At 54.9% G+C, this 26,501-nt stretch carries 24 protein-coding genes; 2 read left to right on the top strand and 22 right to left on the bottom strand.

Annotation, left to right across the window (positions count from 1 at the left end; translation table 11 throughout):
• Positions 1 to 50: 50 nt before the first annotated feature.
• From bglB to flhB, 5 genes are all read right to left on the bottom strand, one after another.
• Entirely contained in the window at positions 51 to 1,190 is a 1,140-nt protein-coding gene (bglB, locus tag BN2591_RS22990) for a beta-galactosidase BglB (protein ID WP_086874051.1), read from the bottom strand.
• A 10-nt stretch (positions 1,191 to 1,200) separates the two neighbouring features.
• Positions 1,201 to 2,775 (bottom strand): MFS transporter, encoded by a 1,575-nt coding sequence (locus tag BN2591_RS22985; protein ID WP_086874050.1) that lies wholly within the window; start codon positions 2,773 to 2,775, stop codon positions 1,201 to 1,203.
• Between the two features lie 292 nt (positions 2,776 to 3,067).
• Positions 3,068 to 3,490, bottom strand: coding sequence for a flagellar protein FlhE (gene flhE / locus BN2591_RS22980; protein WP_086874049.1), 423 nt, complete (start codon positions 3,488 to 3,490; stop codon positions 3,068 to 3,070).
• The gene (gene flhA, locus BN2591_RS22975) at positions 3,490 to 5,568 is read right to left on the bottom strand and encodes a flagellar biosynthesis protein FlhA (protein WP_086874048.1); all 2,079 of its coding nucleotides are present in this window, start codon (positions 5,566 to 5,568) and stop codon (positions 3,490 to 3,492) included. Before flhA ends, flhE begins: the two co-directional genes overlap by 1 nt.
• The gene (gene flhB / locus BN2591_RS22970; protein WP_086874247.1) at positions 5,561 to 6,712 is read right to left on the bottom strand and encodes a flagellar biosynthesis protein FlhB; all 1,152 of its coding nucleotides are present in this window, start codon (positions 6,710 to 6,712) and stop codon (positions 5,561 to 5,563) included. Before flhB ends, flhA begins: the two co-directional genes overlap by 8 nt.
• Positions 6,713 to 7,102: 390 nt before the next feature.
• Between flhB and BN2591_RS22965 the strand changes: the two genes are divergently transcribed.
• Positions 7,103 to 7,651, top strand: coding sequence for a CPBP family intramembrane glutamic endopeptidase (locus tag BN2591_RS22965; protein WP_244173057.1), 549 nt, complete (start codon positions 7,103 to 7,105; stop codon positions 7,649 to 7,651).
• 81 nt (positions 7,652 to 7,732) lie between these two features.
• Here the strand turns inward: BN2591_RS22965 and cheZ are convergent, their stop codons facing one another.
• The 17 genes from cheZ to flhD all read right to left on the bottom strand — a co-directional run bounded on the left by cheZ (position 7,733) and on the right by flhD (position 25,267).
• Positions 7,733 to 8,377 (bottom strand): protein phosphatase CheZ, encoded by a 645-nt coding sequence (gene cheZ / locus BN2591_RS22960; protein ID WP_020454142.1) that lies wholly within the window; start codon positions 8,375 to 8,377, stop codon positions 7,733 to 7,735.
• A gap of 10 nt (positions 8,378 to 8,387) precedes the next feature.
• Positions 8,388 to 8,777 (bottom strand): chemotaxis response regulator CheY, encoded by a 390-nt coding sequence (gene cheY, locus BN2591_RS22955; protein ID WP_007371559.1) that lies wholly within the window; start codon positions 8,775 to 8,777, stop codon positions 8,388 to 8,390.
• Positions 8,778 to 8,794: 17 nt separating this feature from the next.
• Positions 8,795 to 9,844: a protein-glutamate methylesterase/protein-glutamine glutaminase gene (locus BN2591_RS22950; RefSeq protein ID WP_020454143.1), complete on the bottom strand. Its 1,050-nt coding sequence runs from the start codon at positions 9,842 to 9,844 to the stop codon at positions 8,795 to 8,797.
• Positions 9,841 to 10,710 carry a protein-glutamate O-methyltransferase CheR gene (gene cheR, locus BN2591_RS22945; protein WP_086874046.1) on the bottom strand — a complete coding sequence of 290 codons (870 nt, stop codon included), beginning with the start codon at positions 10,708 to 10,710 and terminating at the stop codon, positions 9,841 to 9,843. The genes BN2591_RS22950 and cheR overlap by 4 nt, the downstream gene beginning before the upstream one ends.
• 19 nt (positions 10,711 to 10,729) lie before the next feature.
• Positions 10,730 to 12,328 carry a methyl-accepting chemotaxis protein IV gene (tap, locus tag BN2591_RS22940; protein ID WP_086874045.1) on the bottom strand — a complete coding sequence of 533 codons (1,599 nt, stop codon included), beginning with the start codon at positions 12,326 to 12,328 and terminating at the stop codon, positions 10,730 to 10,732.
• Between the two features lie 41 nt (positions 12,329 to 12,369).
• Positions 12,370 to 14,034: a methyl-accepting chemotaxis protein II gene (gene tar, locus BN2591_RS22935; RefSeq protein ID WP_086874044.1), complete on the bottom strand. Its 1,665-nt coding sequence runs from the start codon at positions 14,032 to 14,034 to the stop codon at positions 12,370 to 12,372.
• An 86-nt stretch (positions 14,035 to 14,120) separates the two neighbouring features.
• Positions 14,121 to 15,083, bottom strand: a complete 963-nt coding sequence (locus BN2591_RS22930) for a Csu type fimbrial protein (RefSeq protein ID WP_086874043.1) — start codon at positions 15,081 to 15,083, stop codon at positions 14,121 to 14,123.
• The gene (locus BN2591_RS22925) at positions 15,083 to 17,476 is read right to left on the bottom strand and encodes a fimbria/pilus outer membrane usher protein (protein WP_086874042.1); all 2,394 of its coding nucleotides are present in this window, start codon (positions 17,474 to 17,476) and stop codon (positions 15,083 to 15,085) included. The genes BN2591_RS22930 and BN2591_RS22925 overlap by 1 nt, the downstream gene beginning before the upstream one ends.
• A complete protein-coding gene (locus BN2591_RS22920) occupies positions 17,452 to 18,216 on the bottom strand; it encodes a fimbrial biogenesis chaperone (RefSeq protein WP_086874041.1) in 765 nt (254 codons plus the stop codon). The genes BN2591_RS22925 and BN2591_RS22920 overlap by 25 nt, the downstream gene beginning before the upstream one ends.
• 14 nt (positions 18,217 to 18,230) lie before the next feature.
• A complete protein-coding gene (locus BN2591_RS22915; RefSeq protein ID WP_086874246.1) occupies positions 18,231 to 18,704 on the bottom strand; it encodes a Csu type fimbrial protein in 474 nt (157 codons plus the stop codon).
• A 91-nt stretch (positions 18,705 to 18,795) separates the two neighbouring features.
• A complete protein-coding gene (locus tag BN2591_RS22910; RefSeq protein ID WP_086874040.1) occupies positions 18,796 to 19,365 on the bottom strand; it encodes a Csu type fimbrial protein in 570 nt (189 codons plus the stop codon).
• A 421-nt stretch (positions 19,366 to 19,786) separates the two neighbouring features.
• Positions 19,787 to 20,290 (bottom strand): chemotaxis protein CheW, encoded by a 504-nt coding sequence (gene cheW, locus BN2591_RS22905; protein ID WP_007371553.1) that lies wholly within the window; start codon positions 20,288 to 20,290, stop codon positions 19,787 to 19,789.
• A 22-nt stretch (positions 20,291 to 20,312) separates the two neighbouring features.
• A complete protein-coding gene (gene cheA, locus BN2591_RS22900; RefSeq protein ID WP_086874039.1) occupies positions 20,313 to 22,361 on the bottom strand; it encodes a chemotaxis protein CheA in 2,049 nt (682 codons plus the stop codon).
• 4 nt (positions 22,362 to 22,365) lie between these two features.
• Positions 22,366 to 23,325, bottom strand: coding sequence for a flagellar motor protein MotB (gene motB, locus BN2591_RS22895; protein ID WP_086874038.1), 960 nt, complete (start codon positions 23,323 to 23,325; stop codon positions 22,366 to 22,368).
• Positions 23,322 to 24,209 (bottom strand): flagellar motor stator protein MotA, encoded by an 888-nt coding sequence (motA, locus tag BN2591_RS22890; protein WP_086874037.1) that lies wholly within the window; start codon positions 24,207 to 24,209, stop codon positions 23,322 to 23,324. The genes motB and motA overlap by 4 nt, the downstream gene beginning before the upstream one ends.
• Before the next feature lie 126 nt (positions 24,210 to 24,335).
• Complete coding sequence (gene flhC / locus BN2591_RS22885) at positions 24,336 to 24,914, bottom strand: flagellar transcriptional regulator FlhC (RefSeq protein ID WP_086874036.1); 579 nt, start codon at positions 24,912 to 24,914, stop codon at positions 24,336 to 24,338.
• A gap of 2 nt (positions 24,915 to 24,916) precedes the next feature.
• Positions 24,917 to 25,267, bottom strand: a complete 351-nt coding sequence (gene flhD, locus BN2591_RS22880; protein WP_017458320.1) for a flagellar transcriptional regulator FlhD — start codon at positions 25,265 to 25,267, stop codon at positions 24,917 to 24,919.
• A gap of 777 nt (positions 25,268 to 26,044) precedes the next feature.
• On the opposite strand from flhD, the gene uspC reads away from it, so the two are divergent.
• Positions 26,045 to 26,470, top strand: a complete 426-nt coding sequence (gene uspC, locus BN2591_RS22875; RefSeq protein WP_020454153.1) for a universal stress protein UspC — start codon at positions 26,045 to 26,047, stop codon at positions 26,468 to 26,470.
• Positions 26,471 to 26,501: the final 31 nt, after the last annotated feature.

Raw genomic sequence — 26,501 nt, 5'->3', positions numbered from 1 at the left:
TTATCGCCATAAAAAAACCCCGGTCAGCCGGGGTTTTCTTTTATCGCCTCTCAGAAATATTTGCGCAGATACTCCGTTAAACAGAGCATCGCCATCGCCTGGCCGTATGGCATTGAGGTCAGCGGGATCTGGCGGTAAAACGCCAGATTACTGCCCATTCCGGTACCAAACGACACCTGCAACAACTCCCCTTCCGGCGAGATATGGCCCACAATCGCTTTCACCGCTTTCTCTGCCACATCCGTGTAATCGGCGCTGATATAACGCTTACGCAGCGCTTTCAGAATGCCATAGGCAAACCCGGCGGTTGCCGAGGCTTCCAGATAAGAATCCGGATCATCGAGCAGCGTATGCCATAACCCGCTTTCATGCTGACACCGCGCCAGCGCGGCGACTTGCGCATTCAACACCTGGACCAGGTAACGGCGCACCGCGTTGTTTTCCGGCAGATCGACAAGTTCGAGAAAATCCGGGATAACAATGGTCAGCCAGCTATTACCGCGCGCCCAGCGGGCATTGGCGAAATTATGGTGGCCATCATAACTCCAGCCGTGGAACCACAGCCCGGTTTCCCGGTCCATCAGGTTCTGCACATGCAGCAGGAACTGATACACTGCCTCTTCCACATAGTCTGGCCGGTTGAGCAGTTTGCCAATTTTCGCCAGCGGCAGCACGGTCATCATCAGCGTGTCGTCCCACATTTGCTGGTGGTTCTCCTCCGCCAGCGTGATGTGCTGCATCCCGCCGCAGTCGGTGCGCGGCATCTCGTTCATCGCCCATTCAGCCCAGCTTTCCAGCCACGGCAGCCAGGCCGGATTACCCGTCTCTTCATAGCGATATGCCAGCGTCAGGAACGGCGCCATGGTGTTGACGTTTTTCGTGGTCGCCCCTTCTGCAAAGCGGTCGGCAAACCAGTTATCAATCACCTCGCGCACACCCTCTTCCCCGGTCTGACGATAATACTGATACATCCCGTACAGACCGACGCCGTGCGTCCACTCCCAGCCAGCCCAGCCTTTGGTATCAATCACGCGCCCATCGTCGAGACGGAGTAAAAACTCACCGGTGTTGTCGTGAATATTGACCAGGTTATGCGTCACCTTGCGGATCAACGCTTTCAGTTCATCACGGGCGATAAAACGCTCTGGCTGACGCAGTAACGGGCTGTGTTTGACAGGCCAAACCTTCATATTCTTAACCTCAGTTGTAAGTCGATTTCAGTGACGCGTTTTTCAGCGATGGCGCGGCGGGTTTATTGCGATTCAAATAGCCGATATTGTTGTTTCCCCACAAGGATTCATAAGGCATGCCCGCCAGCATTTCGACGGTTTCACGCGCCTGCGGAGTAATACTTTCTGGCATCGCGCGACCGCTCTGGCGCATTTTGGCGGTTTCTTCACGCAGCACGCTGTGGGTTTTCAGGTTCAGCTTGAAGCGCAAAGAGACAAGGAAGCCGCAGCACAGCACCGCAAGGGTGCCAAAACACATGATCATCAAAATGGTGTGGCTCACTTCTGGCACCTGGGTTTTCTGCCCGGAGACAAAGCCAGACGCCTGCATCACGATCCCTACCAGCATCACCGCACCCGCCTGCGAGGCTTTACGGGTCAGCGTCATGATCCCGGCGAAGATCCCTTCCCGGCGCTGACCGGTGACCACTTCGTCAATATCCGCGATATAGGTATAGGTGTTCCACGGTACGTAGTTGATACCACCGCGTCCCAGACCGGCAACGGCGGAAACCAGCAACAGCAGCGAATAAACATCGCTTAAACCGGCGTAGTAGAGCACGGCATAAGAGGCTGCGCTCAGGCCGAACAGCACCACCACCATGCGGTAGGACGGCGCAGGTCCGAAGCGGATGCACAACGGGATCATGGCAATCACCGCGATGAACTGGAAAATCGCCATCGTGCCCAGCAAGTTGGAGGCCAGCGAAGCTTCCTGCATCAGCACAAACACCACGTAATAGGTGAATACCGCGTTAAACACGTCCTGCGCGATATAGCCGCCGAGGTACATTCCCAGGTGCTGGCGGAAAATCTTGATACGCAGCGTAGAGCTGAGTTCAACAAACAGGCGACGCAAACTTTGCCCAAGCGTGAGGCTCTTTTTCTCTTCCTCCGCACGCAGCGCCGCTTCGGTCCACTCTTCGCGCGGACGCTCCCAGGTAAAGCACCAGACAAACGTCAGCATCAGCGCACAGAGCACCGAGAACACCAGGCTTGCATAGAAAAAGGAGACCGGGTTGTCTTTACCAAAGTGTGACAGCAGAACACCCGGCAGGAACGAGGCCAGAATCGCCGACATCTGCGCCATGGAGATACGCGCGCCGGAGAATTTGGTTTTCTGTTTAAAATCGTCAGTCATTTCCGGCACCAGCGTTTCGTACGGCACCAGAATCATGGTGTAGACCACATCAAACAGCAGATAGGTCAGCAGGTAATACCAGAAACTCATATCCCCTACCCACATTATCGAGTAGCTGAACACGCACGGAATACCCAGCAGAATAAAGAACTTACGCCGACCGAAGCGTTTACCAAGCCAGGTCGAACCGAAGTTATCGGTTAAAAAGCCCATCAGCGGGCTGACCACCGCGTCCAGCACCCTTGCTGTCGCGAAGATAAATGTCGCTTCAATCGGCGTCAGGCCGCAAAAGGTCGTATAGAAATAGAGCAACCATGCTGCGGTTAACGCGGTTGTGCCCGCACCCAGAAAATCGCCCGAGCCATAGGCGAGATAATTAGCCAATCCAATTTTTCGTGTTTTCATTGCCGTCAACCCTGTTTATTTTGGGGGACCTTTGACGATCCGGCTTAGCCAAAGGAATTTCTTACACGGCTAAAGTAAGAGGATGTGCAGCGGGAAACCTTTCTGTTTCTGCCATCAAAATTACGCGGCTGGCAAAAATGCAAAGAGTGCCGATACGCGCTTCACTGATTTATAAAACAGCGTTTCTTTTGCATCAAAAGGAGCGGCCAAAAATGCGGGGCGGATAGCAAAATCCCACCAGTGCGGCGGGATTTTCGGGCGGAAAACGAGCTAACTACTTGAAGCGCAGCGGTTAGTTTTGTTGAGTTGGCTGGCGGTAATTGACCAGCACTTTATTACTACGCACGTCCAGCGGCGGCCATAAGCGTCCACCGCCGGGCACTTCCCAGACAAAACGCAGCGATTCGAGCGCCGGGACATCGGTAAAGCCGCGCGTGGTGCCACTCTGCCCATCCAGTTCGACACAGCGCGCCTGTGAGCAGAGTCGAACAATCAACCCGGCAGGCGTCGGGCCATTTAATTCATAGCGCCAGGAGACATCCGTCATCAGCCCGTTTACCGGCTGCGACGGGCCCAGCGGCCGCGATGATGAGACCACTCCACGGTTGTCCAGCCGGATACCGATACTGCTGGCCTGCCACATGCCTTCGCCAATGCCGTTTCCGGCCGCGTGAGCAAACAACGGCAAAACCACCAACCAGGCCAGATAACGCATTATTTGCCTCCGATGGTCGCAGTCATACGGATGCTGCGGTTATCCGACATTTCCATATTCGACAGCACCACCAGTTGCGGCAGGCTGCGGCGCAGGAAGCGCGCCAGCAGTGGACGCAGTGCGTGGTTAACCAGCAACACCGGCGGCGCACCCAACATTTCCTGGCGCGTCAACGCTTCCTGTGTTTGTTCCAGTAAGCGATCGGCAAGACCCGGTTCCAGACCACCACCGCCCTGCAACGCCTGCAACAGCAAACGTTCAAGCGGCGTATCAAGACCAATCACCTGCACTTCATCATTACCCGGGAACCACTGCTGGGTAATGGCGCGACCCAGGGCGACGCGTACCACCGCGGTGAGTTCGTGCGGATCGGTTTGCAGCGGCGCATGCTCGGCCAGCGTTTCCAGAATGGTGCGCATATCGCGGATGGGCACTTTCTCGGCCAGCAGGTTTTGCAACACTTTGTGCAGCGTGGTCAGCGTGACGACGCCCGGCACCAAATCTTCGGTCAGCTTCGGCATCTCCTGGCTCACCCGGTCAAGCAGTTGCTGCGCTTCCTGGCGGCCAAACAGCTCCGCCGAGAATTGACCAATCAGGTGGTTAAGGTGTGTTGCCACCACGGTACTGGCTTCCACAACGGTGTAACCTTGGATCTGCGCCTGTTCTTTCAACGCGCTCTCAATCCAGATAGCAGCCAGGCCAAAGGCCGGATCCACGGTTTGCTCGCCCGGTAGCGAACCCGCCGCCGTGCCCGGGTTAATCGCCAGCCAGCGGCCTGGATAAGCCTCGCCGCTGCCAATTTCCACCCCTTTCATCAGGATGCGGTAACGCGCTGGCGGCAGATCCATATTGTCGCGGATGTGAACAACAGGCGGCAGGAAGCCCATATCCTGCGCGAATTTCTTACGAATACTACGAATACGGCCTAACAGCTCGCCATCCTGCTGGAAGTCCACCATCGGGATCAGGCGATAACCCACTTCCATACCGAGGGAATCTTCAAGCTGTACATCGTTCCAGGTGGCTTCCACCGCCTGGGTGTTTTCCGGCAGCTTCATCGGCGCGGCTTCAGCAGGCGCAGCCTGGTCTTTACCACGCAGCCACCAGGCAAGGCCCAGCAGCGCGGCGGTAAACAGCAGGAAGACAAAGTTCGGCATGCCCGGCACCAGCCCCAGCAGGCCGAGTACGCCGGCGCTGAGCATCATCACGCGCGGGTTGCTGAACAGCTGGCCAACCATCTGCTGGCCAACATCCTGATCGGTACTGACGCGTGTAACGATAACACCCGCCGCGGTAGAGATAACCAGCGCCGGGATCTGCGCGACCAGACCGTCACCGATGGTCAGCAAGGTGTAACTTGATGCCGCATCGCCCATTGACAGGCCATGTTGCAGAACGCCCACCAGCAAGCCGCCGATGACGTTGATAACCATGATCAGAATACCGGCGATGGCGTCGCCGCGAACGAACTTACTCGCACCGTCCATCGAACCGTAGAAGTCCGCTTCTTGCGTCACTTCAGAACGGCGGCGCTTCGCTTCGTCTTCGCCGATGATCCCGGCGTTAAGGTCGGCGTCAATCGCCATCTGTTTACCGGGCATCCCATCGAGTACGAAACGCGCGCCCACTTCGGCGATACGCCCCGCACCTTTGGTGATAACCATAAAGTTGATGATAACGAGGATGACGAACACCACGATACCGATGGCGAAGTTGCCGCCGACGAGGAAGTGACCGAAGGCTTCAACCACCCGCCCTGCCGCCGCCGATCCCGTATGCCCTTCCATCAGGATAATACGCGTCGAGGCCACGTTCAGCGCCAGGCGCAGCAAGGTGGTAAACAGCAGAATGGTCGGGAAGGCGGCGAACTCCAGTGTGCGCTGGGTGAACATCGCCACCAACAGCACCATGATGGAAAGGGCGATGTTAAAGGTAAACAACAGGTCGAGGACAAACGCCGGTAGCGGCAGCACCATCATCGACAAAATAAGCAAAATGAGCACCGGCCCGGCGAGAACCTGCCATTGGGTCGATTTCAGATTGCTGGGTAGACGCAGCATTGCTACCAGATTAGCCATCAGTGTCCTTCTCGTTCAAAAAGTCCAGCGCCTCAGGCACCGGGAGATTCTCAGGTTTAACAGGTCGTTGCCCGCCGGACAGACGCCAGCGTTTCAACTGCCATACCCACGCCAGCACTTCGGCAACTGCCGCATACAGCTGGCCCGGGATTTGCTGACCAATTTCAGAATGGCGATAGAGTGCACGCGCCAGCGGCGGCGCTTCGAGGATCGGCACACGGTTCTCCGTCCCCAGCTCACGAATACGCAGCGCAATCATTCCCGCGCCTTTTGCCACCACTTTCGGCGCACTCATCTTATTCTCGTCATATTGCAGCGCGACAGAGTAGTGCGTCGGGTTGGTGACAATCACATCGGCTTTTGGCACATCGGCCATCATGCGACGGCGCGCCGCGGCACGCTGCATCTGCCGGATACGGCCTTTAATGTGCGGGTCGCCTTCGCTCTGTTTAAATTCGTCGCGGATGTCCTGGCGGGACATGCGCAGTTTTTTCATATGGCTGTAGATCTGCCAGAAAACGTCAAAGCCCACCATCGGGATAATGCTCAGCGCCACCAGCATGGCGCACAGCCCGGCCAGATTGAGGGCGCTCGCCATTGCGGTCAGCGGCGATTCGCTCATCAGGCGCATCATTTCCGGCCAGTGATGCCATAAAAAAAAGCCCGCCACGCTGCCCATCAGCAGTGCTTTCATCAACGCTTTCACCAGCTCCGCGCCCACTTGCGCGGAGAACAAGCGTCCCAACCCGCTCAGCGGGTTGAGTTTGGAAAATTTAAACTCCAGCGATTTGGTGCTGAACACCAGCCCGCCCAGCATTACCGGGGCGATCATGGCGACAATCACTACGCCTGTCAGCAGCGGCAACATGCCAATCAGCACGTTTTTCAGCATCACGATGATCTGCCCGAGGATCAGGTTCTGGTCACTGATAATCTTGTGGTCAAAACGCAGCCCGGATGAGAGCGCCATCGATAACCTGTGACCAAACGCTTCACCGCCAAACCACAGAATGCCGATACCGACCAACATGATCAGTAGCGATGTCAGTTCTTTGGATCGGGGGATTTGCCCTTCTTCGCGCGCTTTCTCTAGTCGGTGCGCTGTGGGGGCTTCTGTTTTGTCGTCGTTGTCTTCAGAGGCCACGGCCAACACATCCACGGGTTACAGGTTTGATGACATATTGCCAGAGTCAAGCCTGTCCAATGGGCAGAGTAAGGCATAAAAACAGAGGGTTTTCGCCATTTGAGTTGTCGCTTCACGTTCAACCCCGCATGCTGAAACGCAAACCAAACGGCAACGTCATCAGGAAAATCCTGCCTAAAGCCCATTTTTTATCGACATATCCTATTCAGTCATCGCATAACAGAAATGCTAACGCTCTCCTTTATAATGGTCGGCTTCGCATCGTTATCGGCACGGACGTTATTTTTTATGCCACGACACCTGGACAGGATCTCGCACACGGTTATTTGCATCGCGGCGTTTGTTATCTATTACAGCCTCTTTTATTTGGAATTTTTCATTCCTGGTTTTATGACGCTTTATCGAAATGGCCTTGCCGGACCGTTTCTCTACACCGCGCTGTTATTACCTTGCTCGCTATTACTCTGGCGCTGCTACGCGCGCCATTTTGCGGGGCTGTTACCCGTTGGCACACTGGCGCTGCGCAATTTTATCGTGCCGCTGCTGGCGCTGGCGGTAATGTTGGTGATGGAGAAATTGTTTCAGCAGCCTGAACCCTGGCTCGATTCGCTGCGCGATTACACCGGGTTGACCCGCTGGACGTGGATGTTAACGGCGTGCCTGGTGGCACCCGTAAGTGAAGAGATTATCTTTCGCGGCTTTTTACTCAATGCCAGCCTGGGATGGGGAAAAGTGCCGCAGCAGGTGGGGATTGTACTGACGTCATTGCTGTTCGCCGTCATCCATATGCAATATCAGGCGCCTGTCACTTTCATTCAGCTATTTATTTTCTCTGCGGTGTTGTGTGTGGTCAGGCTCGGTACGGGCGGCCTGATTGTCCCGATGGCGCTGCATGCGCTGGCGAACACCTTCGCGCTGGGGGATATTTTCCTGCAATAAAAAAGGGAAGGTTTCCCCTTCCCTTTTCATTGTGCTCAGACACGCACCTTCAGGCGGACTGAAGATGAATGTGCAGACATATCAGAAGCCCAGGCTGTCGAGCAGATCGTCGACCTGATCCTGGCTTGCCACCACGCCCGCTTTGGTCGCGTCGAGTTGTGGGCCATTGAGCAGGCTGTCGTTTTCACGCTTCGGACGTGCGGACTGTTCCGGGATATTCTCCAGCAGCACCATCAGCAGCTGACGTTCGATCTCCTGGATAACATCCATCATGCGTTTGATAACCTGACCGGTGAGGTCCTGGAAATCCTGCGCCATCATGATGTCCAGCAACTGGGCGTTGGTGAAGCTGGTGTGCCCCGGAATTTCGCCAAGGAATTTGCGCGTATCGGTCACCAGTTCACGCGCATCCGCCAGTTCGATCGGGTTTTCAAACCACTCGTCCCAACGTTTGCTCAGTGCTTTCGAACCCTTTTCCATCTCATCCTGGTGCGGCTGAGAAGCTTCAACGCTATTAAGCGCGCGTTCTGCCGCTTGCGCGGTCATCTGCACTACATAATCCAGACGGTCGCGCGCGTCCGGAATGGCTTCCGCCGCTTCGGCAATCGCTTGGTCAAGACCTAACTCGCGCAGGCTATCACGCAACATACGCGTCAGACTGCCGATCCGGGCAATGATGTCGCTGGGTGAATGTTCGTCCGCTGGTTTAATTGAAGGTTGAATCATTAGCCAGTCCTCACATGCCAAGTTTCTCGAAGATCTTACCGAGTTTCTCTTCCAGGGTTGCCGCGGTAAACGGTTTCACCACATAGCCGCTCGCACCGGCCTGCGCCGCCGCGATGATGTTCTCTTTTTTCGCTTCTGCTGTAACCATCAGCACCGGCATGGAGGCCATATTGCTGTCGGCACGAATCGTTTTCAGCAGTTCCAGACCGTCCATGTTTGGCATGTTCCAGTCGGAGATAACAAAACCGAAGCCACCCGTCTGCAATTTGTTTAACGCATCAACACCGTCTTCTGCTTCTTCAACGTTGTTAAATCCCAGCTCTTTCAGCAGGTTACGTACAATTCGACGCATGGTGGAAAAGTCATCCACAACCAAAAACTTAAGCTCTTTATCCGCCATAAAAAATTACTCCTGGTTCAAATACGTATTGCCTGTCCGGCACTGATTTTCGCCAGCATCTGCTGGCTTACCTGGCTAAGATCGACCACTTCGCTGACGCCACCCATATTGATGGCCTCACGCGGCATGCCGAACACCACACAACTTGCTTCATTTTGCGCAATCGTCCAGGCGCCAGCCTGGTGCATTGCTAACATTCCGGCCGCGCCATCGTTGCCCATCCCCGTGAGAATTACCCCCACGGCGTTACGCCCCGCGTGTTTCGCCACCGAATTAAACAGCACGTCCACCGACGGTCGGTGCCGGTTAACCGGCGGTCCGTCGTGGATCTTAATTTGATAGTTCGCCCCGCTACGCGCCAGCTCCATATGCCGATCGCCTGGTGCAATATACGCGTGTCCGGGTAATACGCGCTCACCATCTTCTGCTTCTTTGACGCTGATCTGACAGAGCTTATTCAAACGCTCAGCAAATGAGCGGGTAAAGCCCGGCGGCATATGCTGAGTGATAAGAATACCCGGACTTGAGAGCGGCAATGGCTGGAGTACATGCCTAATTGCCTCTGTTCCTCCGGTTGACGCGCCAATTACCAGCAGTTTTTCCGAGCTGAGTAACGGCCCGGCCTTCAGCATGGTCGGCGCTTCCATCGGTTTATGTGCCGCGATACGCGCGCGTGACGCGGTGCGTACCTTATCGGCAATCATCTCGCTGTAAGCCAGCATGCCTTCGCGAATGCCAATCTGCGGTTTGGTGACAAAATCAATTGCCCCCAGTTCCAGCGCGCGCAGCGTCACTTCCGAGCCTTTTCCGGTCAGTGAAGAGACCATCACCACCGGCATCGGGCGCAGACGCATTAATTTTTCAAGGAAATCCAGCCCGTCCATGCGCGGCATTTCCACATCCAGCGTTAACACATCCGGGTTGAATTTTTTAATTAAATCCCGGGCAACCAATGGGTCTGGCGCCGTCGCCACCATTTCCATATCGCTGTGGCTATTGATAATTTCTGTCATGATCTGGCGCATCAATGCGGAATCATCGACGGACAACACCCTGATTTTACTCATGCTTTATCCTTACTCAGCGCATAAACTGTTTGCCCACGAAGGGTAAACTCACGCACGAGGTTGCTGAAGTTCTCCGAATGCCCGGCAAACAGTAATCCGTCCGGCTTAAGCAGCGGAGCGAAACGATGCAGAATGTCCTGTTGCGTCGTTTTATCAAAATAAATCATTACGTTACGGCAAAAAATTGCGTCGAAAGGCCCCGGAACGTTGTACTGCTTATCCAGCAGATTGACCGTGGTGAAATCGACGTAGTTCGCCAGTTCCTGCCGTACACGCACCAGCCCGGCATGCGGGCCAGTACCGCGCATAAAGTAGCGTTGCATCTGCTGGGGCGAGAGGGTTTTCAACTCGTCCTGGCGGTAGATGCCGCTACGTGCTTTTTCCAGCACTTCGGTATCAATGTCGCTGGCGAAAACTTTCCAGCGACCCGGTGCCATACCCAGCGCGTCAGCGAGAGTAATGGCAAGAGAGTACGGCTCTTCGCCTGTCGACGCCGCCGCGCTCCATACCCGGTATTCCCCCGTGCGCTTGCGCGCATGGTCCGCGAGAACCGGGAAGTGGTGTGCTTCCCGGAAAAACGCGGTGAGATTGGTGGTCAGCGAGTTAATAAACGCTTGCCACTCGGCGCTGTTCTGGTTCGCTTCCAGCATGCTCAGATAGCGGCCAAAATCGTCTAACCCCAGCGCGCGTAAACGGCGGACAAGGCGGTTGTAAACCATGTCGCGTTTATGATCCGCGAGGACAATCCCCGCGCGCTGGTAGATCAATTGACATATCCGACGAAAGTGCGCGTCGGACAGCGCCAGGCGCTGTGTCATCTGTTGCAATATTGATGACGTTTGCCCGTTAGGCATGGATGATGTCATAGCGCCTTCTCAACTAGGTTCAGGATGCAACGGGCACTGCCTTAGGCGGTGCCACTTCGGGTATTGCGACATGCTCTTCAATCTTAAATACGGCCACCAGCTCAGTAAGGTTATTTGCCTGGTTAGCCAGTTGGTCGGTGGCGGAAGCTGCCTCTTCTACCAGCGCAGCGTTCTGCTGTGTCACCTGATCCATCTGTGTTACTGCCTGAGCCACCTGCTCTATCCCGCGCCGTTGTTCATCGGACGCGGAGGCGATCTCGCCCATGATATCGTTGACCTGAGTGACAGAGCGGACGATTTCCGTCATCGTCTGCGCGGCGGTATCCACCAGCGTGGAACCCTGCTGAACGCGGGAAACCGACTCTTCAATCAGGCCTTTAATCTCTTTTGCCGCCTGCGCGCTGCGGCTTGCCAGGTTACGCACTTCACCGGCGACCACCGCGAAACCACGTCCCTGCTCACCGGCGCGGGCCGCTTCAACGGCGGCGTTCAGTGCCAGAATATTGGTCTGAAACGCGATACCATCAATCACACTGATGATGTCGCCAATTTTCTGCGAGCTACCGGCAATCTGCTGCATGGTACTTGCCACGCTCGTGGTCTGCTGCCCACCTTTTCTCGCCGTTTCCGCCGCACTCTGCGCCAGTACGGAAGCCTGACGCGCGTTATCGGCGTTCTGGCTTACCGTCGACGTTAACTGCTCCATGCTGGCAGCGGTTTGCGCCAGCGACGCCGCTTGTTGCTCCGTTCTCGACGATAAATCATTGTTGCCCGCCGCGATTTCCGAGATACCGGTATGCATCGCGTAGCTGCCCTGACGAACATCGCTCACCGTGGTGCGTAACGCCGTTTGCATCTTTTTCAGGCTGGTAAAAATCGCCGCGATCTCGTTACGCCCGTCAACGACGATCGGTCGCGCCAGATTGCCTTCGGCGATGCTGTCAAAGTGACTGCTGACAACCGCCAGCGGCTGGACAATCATCTTGCGCGACCAGAACAGCGCGGCGCTGGTCAATAACGCGGCAAGGATCACCACCACGACAAAAATAACCGCCGAGCGATGATAGTTGCTTTCACCATCCGCTCTCGCCTGTTCAGTAAAGTGGTTAATGTGTTTCTCCCACGCACTGAAACTGGCATCAAACTTATCCTGCGACTCCTGCACCGGCGCGGTCATGAAATCCGACAACTGGTTATTCTCAAGCCAGGTCGCCTGGTGCTCCAGGTCACCACGCCAGGCGGTGTAACTGGCCTGCGTGTTTTCCTGTAATTTTTTACCTTCCGGTGTCATCACCTTCAGGCCAAGAAACTCTTTTTCTACCTCAGCCGACTGCTTGAGGCTGGCTTTCGCCTGGGTCATCAGCGCTTTGATGTCATCCGGCGGATAACTGAGCGCCGTTAACGTCCCGGCTTTGTTCAACGCGGTGCTGGCCTGAAGTAAGGTGGCCCGCATCTGCATTAATGCGCTGCGCTGGTGATTACTGTTTTCTACTTCTTGTAAATGTGAAGTGCTCTCTTTAAATGCCCAGAAAGACAACCCGTTACTGCCAACCTGTAAAATGCCACACACGATCAAAATCAAAAAAAGTGTTGTCGAGATGCGAATACGATTTAACATTAACGCCCCATCTGGCGGAAAAAGTCCGCGGTTAAGAACAGCTAAAATGTTTCCCAGTTATCTTCTTGTCCGGTTACAAGTTGGCGACTCCGCGCCGGGGTCTGAGCGCTGCCTGCTGCCGGAGTTGTAGCACGCGACGCCGGTTTGCCGGATACAGAAGAAAGGCGGAAAGCAGATACCGCCTGCGTCAACAAACTGGCTTGTTCTTCTAAGGCGGCCGCTGCGGCTGCCGATTGTTGTACCAGTGACGCGTTTTGCTGCGTGACGCGATCCATTTCGGATACCGCCAGCGCAACCTGATCGATGCCGCGGCTCTGTTCATCAGAAGCCGAGGCGATCTCACCCATAATGTCGTTCACCCGTGTTACCGCGTTAACGATGTCCGACATCGTCTCCCCTGCGCTCTCCACCAGCACAGAACCGGTATCGACACGGGAGACAGAATCTTCAATTAAGCCTTTAATTTCTTTCGCCGCCTGCGCACTGCGGCTGGCAAGATTGCGCACCTCTCCGGCGACCACGGCGAAACCACGCCCCTGCTCGCCTGCTCGCGCGGCTTCCACCGCGGCGTTCAGCGCCAGAATATTGGTCTGGAAGGCAATGCCGTCAATCACACTAATAATATCGGCAATTTTTTGCGAACTGCCCGCAATTTCGTGCATGGTTTTTACCACGCTGTTAACTACTTTACCGCCGCGTTCTGCCGTTTCCGACGCACTCTGCGCCAGTAATGAAGCCTGGCGGGCGTTATCGGCGTTCTGTTTCACCGTGGCGGTCAACTCTTCCATACTGGCGGCGGTCTGCTCGAGGGCGGACGCCTGCTCTTCGGTACGGGAAGAGAGATCATTGTTGCCGGCGGCGATTTCGCTGGTACCGGAGTAGATAGCATCTGAACCCTGGCGAACGTTAGTCACCGTTTCGATCAGGGCGTTCTGCATATGGTCAACGCTTTGCGCCAGCTCCGTCATTTCACTGCGACCCGCAATGGTCAGCGAATGCGTCAGGTTGCCACCGGCAATTTCACGAATGTGGGCAATGACCGCCGACAGCGGCGACAGCAGAATACGGCGAATGCCATACCAGACCCCGGCCAGCACGATCACCAGCGCCAGCGCCAGAATCGCCATCTGCCATTTGGCGAAGGTGTAATCACTGACGCTCTGTTCCCAGGCATTGCGATACAGGCCTTCACTCAATTCCGCGTATTTCTTCATCGCATCGCCAAGGGCGTTTTGCATCCCCTGCGTTGGCTGCGCCATAAAGCCGTTAATGTTGCCGCCTTCAAGGAACTGCACCAGCTCCGCTAAGGCATCGTGATAAGTGCGGTACTTTTCATCGAGCGTCTGGCGCGCGGCGTCGGTTTCCGGCAGTGATGGCAGTGCGCGGAAGGCATCGTAGTGTTTTGCCGCGTCGGCAAGCGAGGCTTTGGCGCTGTTCAGCAAATCGGTTTTCGCACTGCTCTGCTGGTTGCTTGGATCCAGCAACATCCGCGCCGAGGAACGGCTCAGGTTGATACGCGTTTGCAGCATCAGTTCCCAGGCTTTGCCTAATTCCGTTTGTTGCATGCGCAGGTCATTGGAGACCGCAAAACTTTGCTGGTTTTGCTTAAGCGACGAAAAAAACAGGCCACCAGAGACAAGCTGTAACAAGGCAAAGACCACCAGCACGCTCATAAGCAGAGTAACGACGCGGATACGGTTCAACATGCAACACCTTCTTGATAAGTTCTTAACGGTGTTATCGGCATGCGGCCACGGAACTTTACATTTGCGAAAGGGAATTAAATTATGACTTAAAACGCGATATCCACAGTTAAGGTATCGCTATAAGTTCCCCCCGGCGGCGTGGTCTGCGACGTCAAAATTTGCGCGGTGTAATTGTAGGTTCGCAGCAGGCCATCGGTGCTCACTTGCGATGAGACGCCGCTTGACCAGCGCTCCGCACCGGCGCTCCCCCAGCGGTTGCTGGTTGCCCCTTTGTAAATCTCATAACTGAGCCGGTTAGTGCCGCTGGCCATATTTCGCGCGCTGCCGTTGTAGTAGCTGCCGTTGTTGATGCCGACGGTGTAAACCATGCCTTTCGTACAGGTGATGGCAATAGATTTCGAAATGGTCGGGAAGTTGCGCACCAGCGGCGCGCTGCCGAAATTGACGTTCGGTGCGCTGATGGTGGTGCAGTCATTGGTGACGGTGCCGTTGACCTGCAGGCTGGTGGTCGCCGTGCCTGTTTGTGCTGTCGAACAGAACCCTAAAATCCCTACCGAACAGACGTTATACGCGACGCTAAAATTGAGCGTCACTGTATAAGGCCCGGCGCTCACGTTTTGCCCCGGAACGGTGAGGAAATAGAGCGGCAAGGTGTAAGTTCGGGTGCCCAATAACGCCAGCAAGGTTGAACCGCTCCAGGTGTAGCTGTTGCCGCTGATTGTCGCTTCGCTGTTATTGGCGCAGTTGGCCTGGCCGCAGACGCGGATCGGAATGGCATCCGTCACGGCGGCGTTGTCAGAACGTTTCATCGCGCCCCGGTTCGACGCGGTGGCGCTCGCCCCGGTCAGCGTCAGGGTAATCGAGTCGTTGGTGAGCAGGTTAAGTGCCGCATCGCAGCGCACAATCAGGCTGGCGGTGGTGTTTTGCGCCGAGGCATTAAGCACAAACGACGTCACCGAGCCGAACGCCCCACTGGTCGTGCTGACCGTACAGGCCGACCACGCTGACCCGCAGCTCAGGAGTAATAACAGAAGAAGTAGCCGACGCATTAAGGGTTCCTCCGGCAGGTCAGTGGTCCGTAGGTTTGCAATTTATGTTCAGGATTGGCGATCAGCGTGAAGCGGGTGTCACAGGTTTTGCCGTCCGGCAAACGGACATGCAGCGCATTGGTTTCATCCAGACTTTCCAGCCACGCAATGCCGTCATAGCCGACAATCGCGGTAGCTTTGCCCGCCCGGTCAACTTCGCTGGCAAGCGGAATGGCTTCGCCGTTTTCATCATGCAGGATCACGCTGGCGACGCGCTCCTGCACCATCGGAAACTCCAACAGATAGCCGCTGCGCCGACGCAGCGAGATCTTGCGCTCAGTATCTTTCAGTTGCGTATCCGCCGGTAAGTTCAGCGTATTGATGCTGTAACTGGCCGGGTAATAGGCAGATACACCGCTCACCAGCAGATAGCCGTCACGGTTGGTTTCACCGACGGGTTGATTTTCATAATTCACCGGCACACCGCCATGACCGCCGGTGCTGATCACCGCAAACGCGTCATTAATGCGGTTGGCGGCAAATAACTGGCCATCCATCAACACCAGCGAACCCAGCGCTTCGCCCCACCATGTCATCATGTCGCTTTCGCCGTAGCCGCCGCCCTGCAACTCGATATTGTTATTACGCCAGGCCAGCGTCCCCTGCTGGTAATTTTTCGCCTGCGACTGGTGCGCAAAAGCCATATTCCAGCTAAAACCGCCATCGGTCGGCATGGCGTGGTTATAGTTGATACGCTCAGTGGAGCCGTTGTCGGGGGTTCGCTCCATACTCACCGCCGCGCTATCCAGGTCGCTCATCGGGATTTGCAGCGATAAAGCAAAAGTCCAGTCACCCTGCTGGTTGTCGCGGCTCGCCGCCAGATAAAGACTGCTGCCGCCCCACAGATTACGGCTCCAGGAGAGGTTGAGCAGTTCCGTCTTTTGATTATCAAAGCTGCGCACACCGATCCATGCCGCCCCCACATTACCGAAATCGCCCATATTAAAGGTCAGCGCGTATTGGTCCGTGTTGCGGCTCAGGCTGGCGACAGGCCGTTGCCCGTTGCGTTGCTCGTTGTTGTAGAAATTGCGCTGGTCGTAGAGCGCCAGATTGCCAAAGTCGCGATCGCGTCGGCTGTGCTGCGTGTTAACGCTAAACAAGCGGGTGTTGTACTGATAACCCCAGGCAAGCTGGCTGCCGTTATCGCCAGACATGCGGCTTTGCGTCCATGCGCCATTGAGCACGCCGAGCCGTCCGAGCTTCAGCACCGCGCCGGCACCGCCGAGCGTCAGCGACTGCGCCGCTTCACCGTGCCCTTCGAGGGTTAAATAATCGGTCAGGCCATAGCGATACGATCCGCTGCCCACCAGCGTCCCATAGTCAACATTCTCAATACCATAATTGCGCCGCAGCGCACCCACGGTAATCGCCCCGTCGCTCAAGCCAGGTTTGAGCAAATCGCTGGCGACATAAAAAGGCAAGGTGGTGCTAACCTGGCGCCCCAGCGCGTCCGTGGTCACCAGTACGGCATCCCCCGCGCCGTTGATATAGGGCATATTGGTCAGCGTAAAGGGGCCCGGTTGTAACTGGGTGTTCCCGGCGCGATAGCCGTTAATAAACACGTCCACCGAGGTCGGCACTGCCGCTTCACCGGAAAACGCGGGCAGTGGCCAGGTGACCAGATCCGGGCGCAGAGAGAAGTCGCGCCCGTAACTGACCCCGCCAATACGCACACTGCTGCTCCAGGTTAAGGCATCGGAAATAACATCGCCCACGCTCCACTGCGTGGCGTCATCTTCATCGGTAAACGTGAGGGTGGTGTCATAACGCATATACCCTTCCTGCTGCCTGATATTGCCGGAAAGTGTCTTACGCAGTGAACCGGTTGAGGAGAGCACGCCGTTGCCGTTGAAGTAGCGAAACTCATGCCACAGCGCCGCCTGGCCGCCAATGTGTTCGTTGGCGCTGGTATAGACATCGTAATTGAGTAACGCGCCCTGGCTATATTTCGGTGTCGTGCGTCGCAGGCCCGAGTTGAATGCCGTAGCACGCTCCGGCACCCACTCGCCGGGCACCGAGAGCAGCAGACGCTGACCCGCACTGTCATACTCGGCGCGCACATTCGCCAGGGCCGATACATTGACCTCCCCTTGTGGCACATGCTCAGCAGGCAGCCCGGCCTGCAGGAGGTCGGCGCTGGAGACAAAAAAGTCATTCTGCCGCCGCGTCACGGGCACCACTCGCTGGGTATCGTAATGGTTAATCACCAGGCTTAAATGGAAAACCACGTGCTCATTGATGGCGCGCGCATCGGGCGGCGGCGGGAGCATATCATCGCCCTGCTGTGCCCATGCTGAACTGCCCAGCAGCATAGCGGTGAGCGGTAAAATCAGTTGCCCGCGGACGACTGCCATTCGCTATCCCTGGCATTGATTGTCGCCTTCATCTCCACTGGATTGTTGATGCCCGCAGGTAACGGCCAGCTTCGCACGCTGTGCGGCAGGACATAACCGAGTAGTCCTTCCGCAACCTGTCGCGTTTGCCCGCCTTGCCGAACGGTAACCTTGCTTAACCGGACATGGACATCGCCATTGTTACGCACTTCCAGCGCCGGTTTGCCGTTATCCCTGCTTACCCGCCAGCGTAAATCTTTGCTATCCACCAACGCATGGTGCGCGCCGCTGGTGTGGGTTTCGATGCCGGTGCCATAAACAAAGAGCGGAATCGAGTAGCGCATTTGCAGCTTGAGGCCAATTTGCGGTTTGTCGCTGCTTTCCGGCTGCGGGATCTCATCAACGATGATGCGGTAAGCCTGTTCGACACCCGCCGGAATTGACGCCTGCTTAATCAGGCGGATCAGCTGTTTGCTCTCTTTTTCGATTCTCACAATCGGTGGGCTGGCAACGATTTCGTTTTGTTGCTGGTAGCGTTCAAGTCCCTTTTCCTGCTGCCAGCGGACAATGCGCACCTGCATGGTGGTGGGCGCTTCGCCCTGGTTCTGGATCCATAATTCGGTGGCGTTGCTGGTGGCGCTTAGCCACGGATCGATGGGCCAGAGCAGAATAGTGGTCGCCGCAAATGCGTGGTTAGCGCTAAGTGTCAGCGCACAGGTGCACAGCAAGCCCGCCGCGCGGCCAAACGAAATGACCTTCATCTCCTTCTCCCTTGTTACCATGACAATGTCACAGTGAGTTGATCGGTATAGGTTCCCGCCGGGCTGAACCCGGTTAGCTGCGCCGCGCCGAAAATCGCCAGCGAAATACTATTGCTATTGCTGTACGCGACGGAGACGCTCTGGTTGACGCCGATCTCGGTATTTGCCGCCAGCGTACTGCTGGTATAGAGGCGATAAGGCACGCGATCTGTACCGCCGCTACGTTGCAGATTGCGCACGGTGGAATAGTTCTGCCCGCCGTTGATGCTCATACTCAGCGCCACGCCTGGCGTGCAGCCCAGCGAGAGCGACGCATTAGGTACGAAGCTGGCGGTGACCTGCCCGCTCTGCACCCCGGTGCGGGTGCCAAAATTGAGTGAGCCGAGCGCCCCGCCGCTGCCGCTCACCACCGAGCAGCCTGGAGTGATGGTTGCGCCCACGGTGAAGGTTTGCGTCGTCACCGCAAACGCAACCTGCGGCGCCCACATCCCGAACAGGAGCAGCCCAGAAATGACGCGCAGAGATCCCCGCTTCCCCCGCAGGGAAACACGCATGCCGCCTGGCATCATGCGGGGAGGTTTAGTACGTCACGCTCACGTTGATCGTATCGGTATAGGTACCCGGTACGACGCTAACGCTGTTGCCGCCGCCGGAGATCCGCCCATAGAGCGTGTAGTTATCGACACCACCGGTCGTTGACGCGCGAGGAATGTTGGTGTTGTTAGTGATGACGTTGCTAAAGCCGCTATCGCTATAGAGGCTGTAGGCAACGCCTTGCGTGGTATTGGCCGCGTTGACCAGGTAACGGGCAGGCGTTCCCGGTGTGCCGACGACGGTGCCGGGCGCGGTAGAGTTGGTGTTGCCGGTTACCTGTACGGTGTAATCGGTGGTGGTACATTGAATACCAAAACTGTTACCGCCGCCGGCGTTGGTGAGTTGGGTGGTGAGTTCTGAAAATGTTGCCGGATGGGTACCAAAATCGAGCGAACCAAAGTTGATCCCGTTCTGGCTTGGCGAGCCGTTAATCAGGCAGCCATTCGTCAACGTCAGGGTTGCGCCAATTGTCCCGCTACTGGTGACCGCTCGCGCATTTTGCCCGGCCATCACCAGCGCACCACTTACCAGCACATAAAGTAATTTTCTGTTCATGTTTCCACCTCCGAAAATACCGCGTGCTGTTTATTTCACCGCTCAACGAATTAGCCATCGAAATAAGAAAAACACGCAACCGATTAAAGCAGGAATAACAGAAATTTAGTTTACGCTGTGCGCTTCAACCACTTAACCGTAACGGCGCGAACGCCATAGCCTGGTGATAATTTTATCTCTGTAAATCATTTAGTTAACGAATAAAAAACGGTTAACCCATTAATTTTCTGAAAGATATATACCTTAATTTGTGATGAGCATCACAATATGTGACGAGTCGTAAAGAGAAGTAAGCAGAATTTATGAAGTAGAAATTAAGCAGGCGTGAAGGATATATATTATAGCGACAAGAAAATGGGCAAAAATAAAGGCAGATGAAGTAACTTCACCTGCCTTTATTATTAATCGATTTGCGTAATTATTACGCTACGTGCGTGGCAGCAATATCCAGCAACGCCATTTCTTCGCTGTTGAGCAGTTTTTCAATATTTACCAGAATCAGCATACGGTCGCCGAGCGCGCCGAGGCCGGTCAGGTATTCAGTCGACAGCGTTACCGCGAATTCCGGTGCCGGGCGGATCTGGTCAGATGCCAGCGACAGGACGTCGGAAACACCATCAACCACAATGCCCACCACGCGCTGACCGAGATTCAGCACGATGACAACCGTGTTGTCATCATACTCGACATCGCCCTGGCTGAACTTCACGCGCAGGTCGACAATCGGCACAATCACACCGCGAAGGTTGGTGACGCCTTTGATAAAGTCTGGGGTATTGGCGATTCGGGTCACCTGATCATAGCCACGAATTTCCTGCACTTTGAGAATATCGATTCCGTATTCTTCATCGCCCAGAGTGAAAACCAGGAACTCCTGACCTGATGGCTCGCCCGCCAGTTTTGCTACATTACTCATACCGGTCATGTTTTATACCTTCTTAACTAAATCAGGCGGCTGTGTGCGCCATACGATGTTCACGATTCAATCCCTGCAACGCTGATACGTCAACAATCAGCGCAACGCTACCATCCCCAAGGATAGTGGCAGCAGAAATGCCCGGCACTTTGCGATAGTTGCTTTCCAGGTTTTTCACCACCACTTGATGCTGACCAATCAGTTGATCAACCAGCAATGCATAGCGACGACCCGCGCTTTGCAGGATAACGACAATCCCCTGCGTGGCCTCGGTTTTCGCGCCCATAACGTCAAAGACTTTCCACAGTTCAACCAGCGGCAGGTATTCACCGCGCACTTCCAGCACGCGCTCACCACCAGCCAGCGGATGCAGATCTTCTTCACGCGGTTGCAGCGATTCCATTACCGCGTTCAACGGCAGGATAAAGACTTCGTTGTTCACTTTTACTGACATGCCGTCGAGGATCGCCAGCGTCAGCGGCAGCAGGATACGAATGGTCGTGCCGGTGCCCTGCTTCGATTTGATTTCAACGTGGCCGCCCATCTCCTGGATGTTACGTTTCACCACGTCCATCCCCACGCCACGGCCGGAAACGTCGGTCACCTGCTCTGCGGTGGAGAAGCCCGGCGCGAAAATCAGCATGCCCACTTCTTCATCGGTCATGTTCTCGTTCACGGCCATCCCCTGCGAAATCGCTTTCGCCAGGATACGTTCACGGTTCAGGCCAGCACCATCGTCGGTCACTTCAATACAGATGTTCCCGCCCTGGTGTTCCGCCGAGAGGATCAGGTTGCCGATAGGCGACTTCCCTGCTTCCACACGTTTTTCCGGCGTTTCGATACCGTGGTCGAGGCTGTTACGCACCAGGTGCGTTAACGGGTCAATAATGCGTTCGATCAAGCTCTTATCAAGTTCGGTCGAGCTGCCCTGCAGCGTCAGTTCCACTTGTTTATCCAGCTTGCTCGCCAGATCGCGAACCAGGCGCGGGAAACGGCTGAAGACGTATTCCATCGGCATCATGCGGATGGACATCACCGATTCCTGCAGGTCACGGGCGTTACGTTGCAACTGGCTCATACTGGTTATCAGGTCACCGTGCGTCACCGGATCCAGCTCGTTAGAGCGCTGCGCCAGCATGGACTGGGTGATAACCAGTTCGCCTACCAGGTTGATCAACTGGTCAACTTTTTCAACCGCAACACGGATACTGGTCGATTCACTGGCGCGGGCTGCCGGTTTTTCACGGCCTGCTGGTTGCTCTTTCGCCACCGCTTTCAGCGCAGGTGCCGCAGCCGCCTGCACCGCCGGGACAGCCGCTGCTGCCGGCGCTTCAGCCACTTCAGCCGGGGCTTCCGCAGCGTCTGCCGCCGCGGGCGTTGGAGCCGCTTTTTCGAAAGCGATCTGATCCGCTTCGATAACAAAGCACAGCACCGCGATAATGTCGTCTTCGCTCACGCCGCCGTCGATAGTCACGCTCAGGGTATCTTTCCCCTTCACGACATCGCTCAGCGTGCCGAGGTTGCCCAGCTCTTCTTCGAGTAAGTCAACTTCGCTCTCTTTCAGGCGAGAAAGGACAATTCGCAGTATGCCGTCGTTTTCAGCGGCGGGCGCTGTCACATCAGCTGCCAGTGCGGTCTCTACAACAGAGAGTTTTGCCCCATTCGCAGCGGCAGGAACGACCTCTCCTTTTGCTTCCAGCGCCAGCTGGCGCAGGGCATTGCAGATGTATTCGAAGCTTGCGGCATCTGGCTCTGACGAGCTTTTATAGGCATCGAGCTGTTCCTGCATAATATCTTTGGTTTCCAAAAACAGGTTGATAATGTCGGTGTTGAGCTGCATCTCGCCACGCCGAGCCTCATCAAGCAGGTTCTCCATCAGGTGGGTTGTTTCCTGCAAGATGGTAAAGCCAAATGTACCCGCGCCGCCTTTAATAGAGTGTGCAGCACGGAAGATGGCGTTGAGCTGTTCTGAATCCGGCGCTTCCGGCACCAGGTCCAATAAATGTTGTTCCATATCGGCCAACAGTTCGTCGGCCTCATCAAAGAATGTTTGGTAAAAATCACTAATATCCATGCTCACGCTATCACCTCGGATTGGCTTGTGGCGACGTAGGAACTGCTGCCGGAGACGAGGCTGCTGGCGCGGGTGCTGCCGCTGCCGCTGGCTCTGGCTGTGTAATCGCGCTTATTGGCGCACTCTGACTTTCGGCGTTCTCATGCAGAATGGCCGCTTCTGCTTGTTTGTTCAGCACCAAAAGACTAATTCGGCGGTTGATGGCTTCATCCGGGCCGCGGTCGACCAGGCGCATGGTTGCCGCCATGCCAACAACGCGCATCACCTTGCCATCATCCAGGCCACCGGCAACCAGCTCACGGCGCGACGCGTTAGCGCGATCGGCGGAAAGCTCCCAGTTGCTGTACCCTTTATCGCCGTTAGCGTAAGGGGCATCGTCGGTGTGACCGGAGAGGCTCACTTTGTTCGGAATACCATTCAGTACTGGCGCAATCGCCCGTAAAATATCGCGCATATAAGGTTCGACTTCCGCGCTGCCGGTTTTAAACATCGGCCGGTTCTGGCTATCGATAATCTGTATGCGCAACCCTTCCTGTACCAGGTCGATTTTCAAATGCGGGCGCAAGGCACGCAATTTGGGATCGGCTTCAATTAACTGGTCCAGATCGCCGCGCAATTTACTCAAGCGCGACTGCTCCATGCGTTTTTTCAGGTCGTCAATATTGGGCTGTTTTTGTACTTCGCCCTGTTGCTGTGTGTAGTCATCGCCACCGCCCGGAATGGGGCTGTCGCTGTTCGAAATTCTCGGCCCACCCGTGACCGCAGTTGCCAGCGGCGTGCGGAAATACTCCGCAATCTGGATAAGCTCTTTCGGGCTGGAGATGGAGATAAGCCACATCACCAGGAAAAACGCCATCATCGCCGTCATAAAGTCGGCATAGGCAATTTTCCAGGAGCCGTGTCCGCCGCCGCCATGGCCTTTATGTTTTTTTCGTCTCACTACGACGATCGGATGGGACTGGTTTTTCATGCGTCCTCAGTCGTCGTCTGTTGGTTAGGGTTTCTGACCGCACGAACATGTTCGTCCAGTTCGATAAACGACGGGCGCTCGCTGGAGTACAGTGTTTTACGACCAAACTCAACCGCGATTGGCGGTGCGTAACCGTTCAGGTTCGACAGCAGGGTTATCTTCACGCACTGCATCATTTTGGCGGTTTCCGCACTCTTCTGGCGAAGTACGCTTGCCAGCGGAGAGATAAAACCGTATGCCAACAAGATACCGAGGAAAGTTCCCACCATCGCATGCGCAATCAGCGCACCCAACTCCGCCGCCGGACGATCCGCTGAGGCCAGCGCATGTACCACACCCATTACCGCCGCCACGATACCGAACGCCGGAAGTGAGTCACCCACCATCGCCAGCGCGTTCGCCGGGACTTCGGCTTCACTTTCGTGGGTTTCAATTTCTTCATCCATCAGCGCTTCAATCTCGAAGGTGTTCATGTTGCCGCTGATGATAAGACGCAGATAATCCACGATAAATTCAAGCATCGTCGCATCCGCGAGAATGCGCGGGTAGCTGGCGAAAATCTCGCTCTCTTTCGGGTTTTCGATATCCCGTTCCAGCGAGAACATCCCTTGCTGGCGTGATTTCGCCATCAGGCGATACAGCAGCGCCAGCAAGTCCATGTACATACTTTTGGTGTATTTAGAACGGCGAAACAGCAGCGGCAACGCTTTCATGGTGCCTTTGATAGCTTTCCCATTGTTGCCCACGATGAATGCACCCACACCTGCCCCGCCGATGATAATCAGTTCAGAGGGTTGATACAGTGCCCCAAGGTGACCGCCGGTCATCATATAACCGCCTAAAACTGCACCAAGAACAACCAGGTAACCTAATACGATAAGCACGACATCATCCTTCTGCTAATGACTAAGGCTCGGGATAAACATTTCAAAGGGTTAACGCGAGTGACAGGTAAAAAAAAAGCAGCGGCATAACTGCACCGCTGCTGGAGTGTTTCCACCTGTATTCGGTTAAACAGCCTGATCGATCTGTTCATCCAGCAGTTGTGGAATAATATCGGCAGCTTCCTGGGAAAGTTTACGTCTTTTTACCGCGCGAGACGGCGGCTGGCATAAACTGCAGGCAAAGCTACCAACAGGCTGATGTGCGTGCGTAATAAAATTACCACCACAGCAATTGCAGCGAGACAACTCCAGCATTCCGCTTTCCACGAAACGAACCAGCGTCCAAGCGCGGGTCAGCGCCAGCAGCGGTCCTTCCTCAGCATGAGGGCATTGTTCGAGGTAAAGTCGGTATGCTTTGATGACTGCGTCAACGCCACTGCAAAGACCTGTCTTTAACAAAAACTGCCATGCGTTACAGAACATAGACGCGTGGATGTTTTGTTCCCAGGTCATAAACCAGTCGGTGGAGAATGGCAGCATACCTTTCGGCGGCGGGCTACCACGCAACTCTTTGTAGAGTTTGATAAGACGACCGCGGCTAAGCTGCGTCTCACTCTCCAACATTTGTAAACGCGCACCCAGCGTAATCAGTTCCATTGCTAACTGAATATCGCGTGCTTCCTGAACAATGCTTTTTTCGCTCATCGTTATGCCCTTTTCTTCCGGGCCGCGTCGCCAGTCTGTGAAGACTCATTCAGCAGGCGGGTTGAAAGTAAAATCCCGGTGTGAACTTGCTGTAAATCGTCCACGCGTGACTCTTGGGTCAGACGAGTGATGGTCTGATGATTGTCAAAACGGAACTGGCAAATCAGCTGATTGGTTTCAGCCAACTTCACCATTTGCGGAAGGGTTAACTCAACCAGTGTGGTCGCCATCTCTTCATTAATACCAAGACGGAACATGGCGGACGCTTTGTCCTGGCTGATCAAACGCTGAGCAAGAAGTAAATACGACAAATTAATGTCATAAACATGTTTCAGCAACTCGGATGTATGCATTTTTCCCATCCCGAATAACCAACTTGTATCTTATGCGGCTGAGCCGCACCCCGTGATGTCGCCGGGAAAAACCCGGTATAAAAAAGAAAAGGCTAAATGCATAACTGACTAGGATCTTGCGATAAGGCGCTTCGCTCAAATGTTAATTGCCTTACAACATTCTTAATCATTTCTTACAAAGAACTAAGATTTTTCCTAATTCGACGCAACTGTACTCGTAGGTGCTGCCACATACAATCTGACCAGTGCGGAAATTTGAAATTTTTGTGATCCATGTCACATAATTTACGCGAATATTGACAATAAATCTATCAGTCTCGCTTGTGAATTGATGCTTTTTTGCTCGATCAACCCCCTTTTCTATTCCAATTGTCCGAATAGGCATGCAAAACGCGCTCTTACCCACGCTAACTGGTCGGAGGATTAGGATGCTGCCCTATTTACATTTGACAATATGTATCTATTTAAGAAACAAATATAAAAAGTTATATAAAACAATAAATTATGCTTTAAGCGATCTTAATTAATCACTCAAAGTAACCATTGCACTTTTGTTAATCATTATGATTGATAATTTAACAATTCGATCTTAAATTCTCTAAATTTTAGTTAAGCTTTTAAAATCGGTTAAGGTGATTAAAGCGCGACCATACCGTTACGTAAGAATAATTAATGAATATTTATGATAACCTTCACATCCCTGCCATATTCACAGGTTGCACTGGTTTAAGAATCGGAGTAATGGTGAAAAAAATTTGATTCAATCGGGGAGTAAAAATGGCTTATGCACATCTTTTGGTCGCCGTAGCCGTTACGCCAGAGAGCCAACAGTTGCTGGCAAAAGCGGTTGATATCGCCCGCCCTTCCAGTGCCCGTATCACATTGATTACCTTAGCCGCTGACCCGGAACTGTATAACCAGCTCGCCGCACCGATGATGGAAAATGTCCGTGAGGTGTTGCAGGAAGAGACGCAACAGTTTTTGGATGAGCTGGTGCGCAACGCGAATTATCCCATCGAACAGGCGCTGATCGCCTCCGGCGAGCTGAGTAAGCATATCCTGCATACTTGCCGCACCCAGGATGTCGATTTAGTGGTGTGTGGTAATCACAATCAGACGTTCTTCTCGCGCGCCGTCTGCTCGGCGAAAAGCATTGTCCAGGCCAGTGAAGTTGATGTGCTGTTAGTGCCGTTAAGCGCGTAAAACGCCCCCGCCTGAGCGGGAGCGTTCGTTG

This window comes from Kosakonia pseudosacchari, from assembly GCF_900184035.1.
Taxonomy (GTDB): Bacteria; Pseudomonadota; Gammaproteobacteria; order Enterobacterales; family Enterobacteriaceae; genus Kosakonia; species Kosakonia pseudosacchari.
This window is presented reverse-complemented; position numbering and strand designations above follow the sequence as displayed.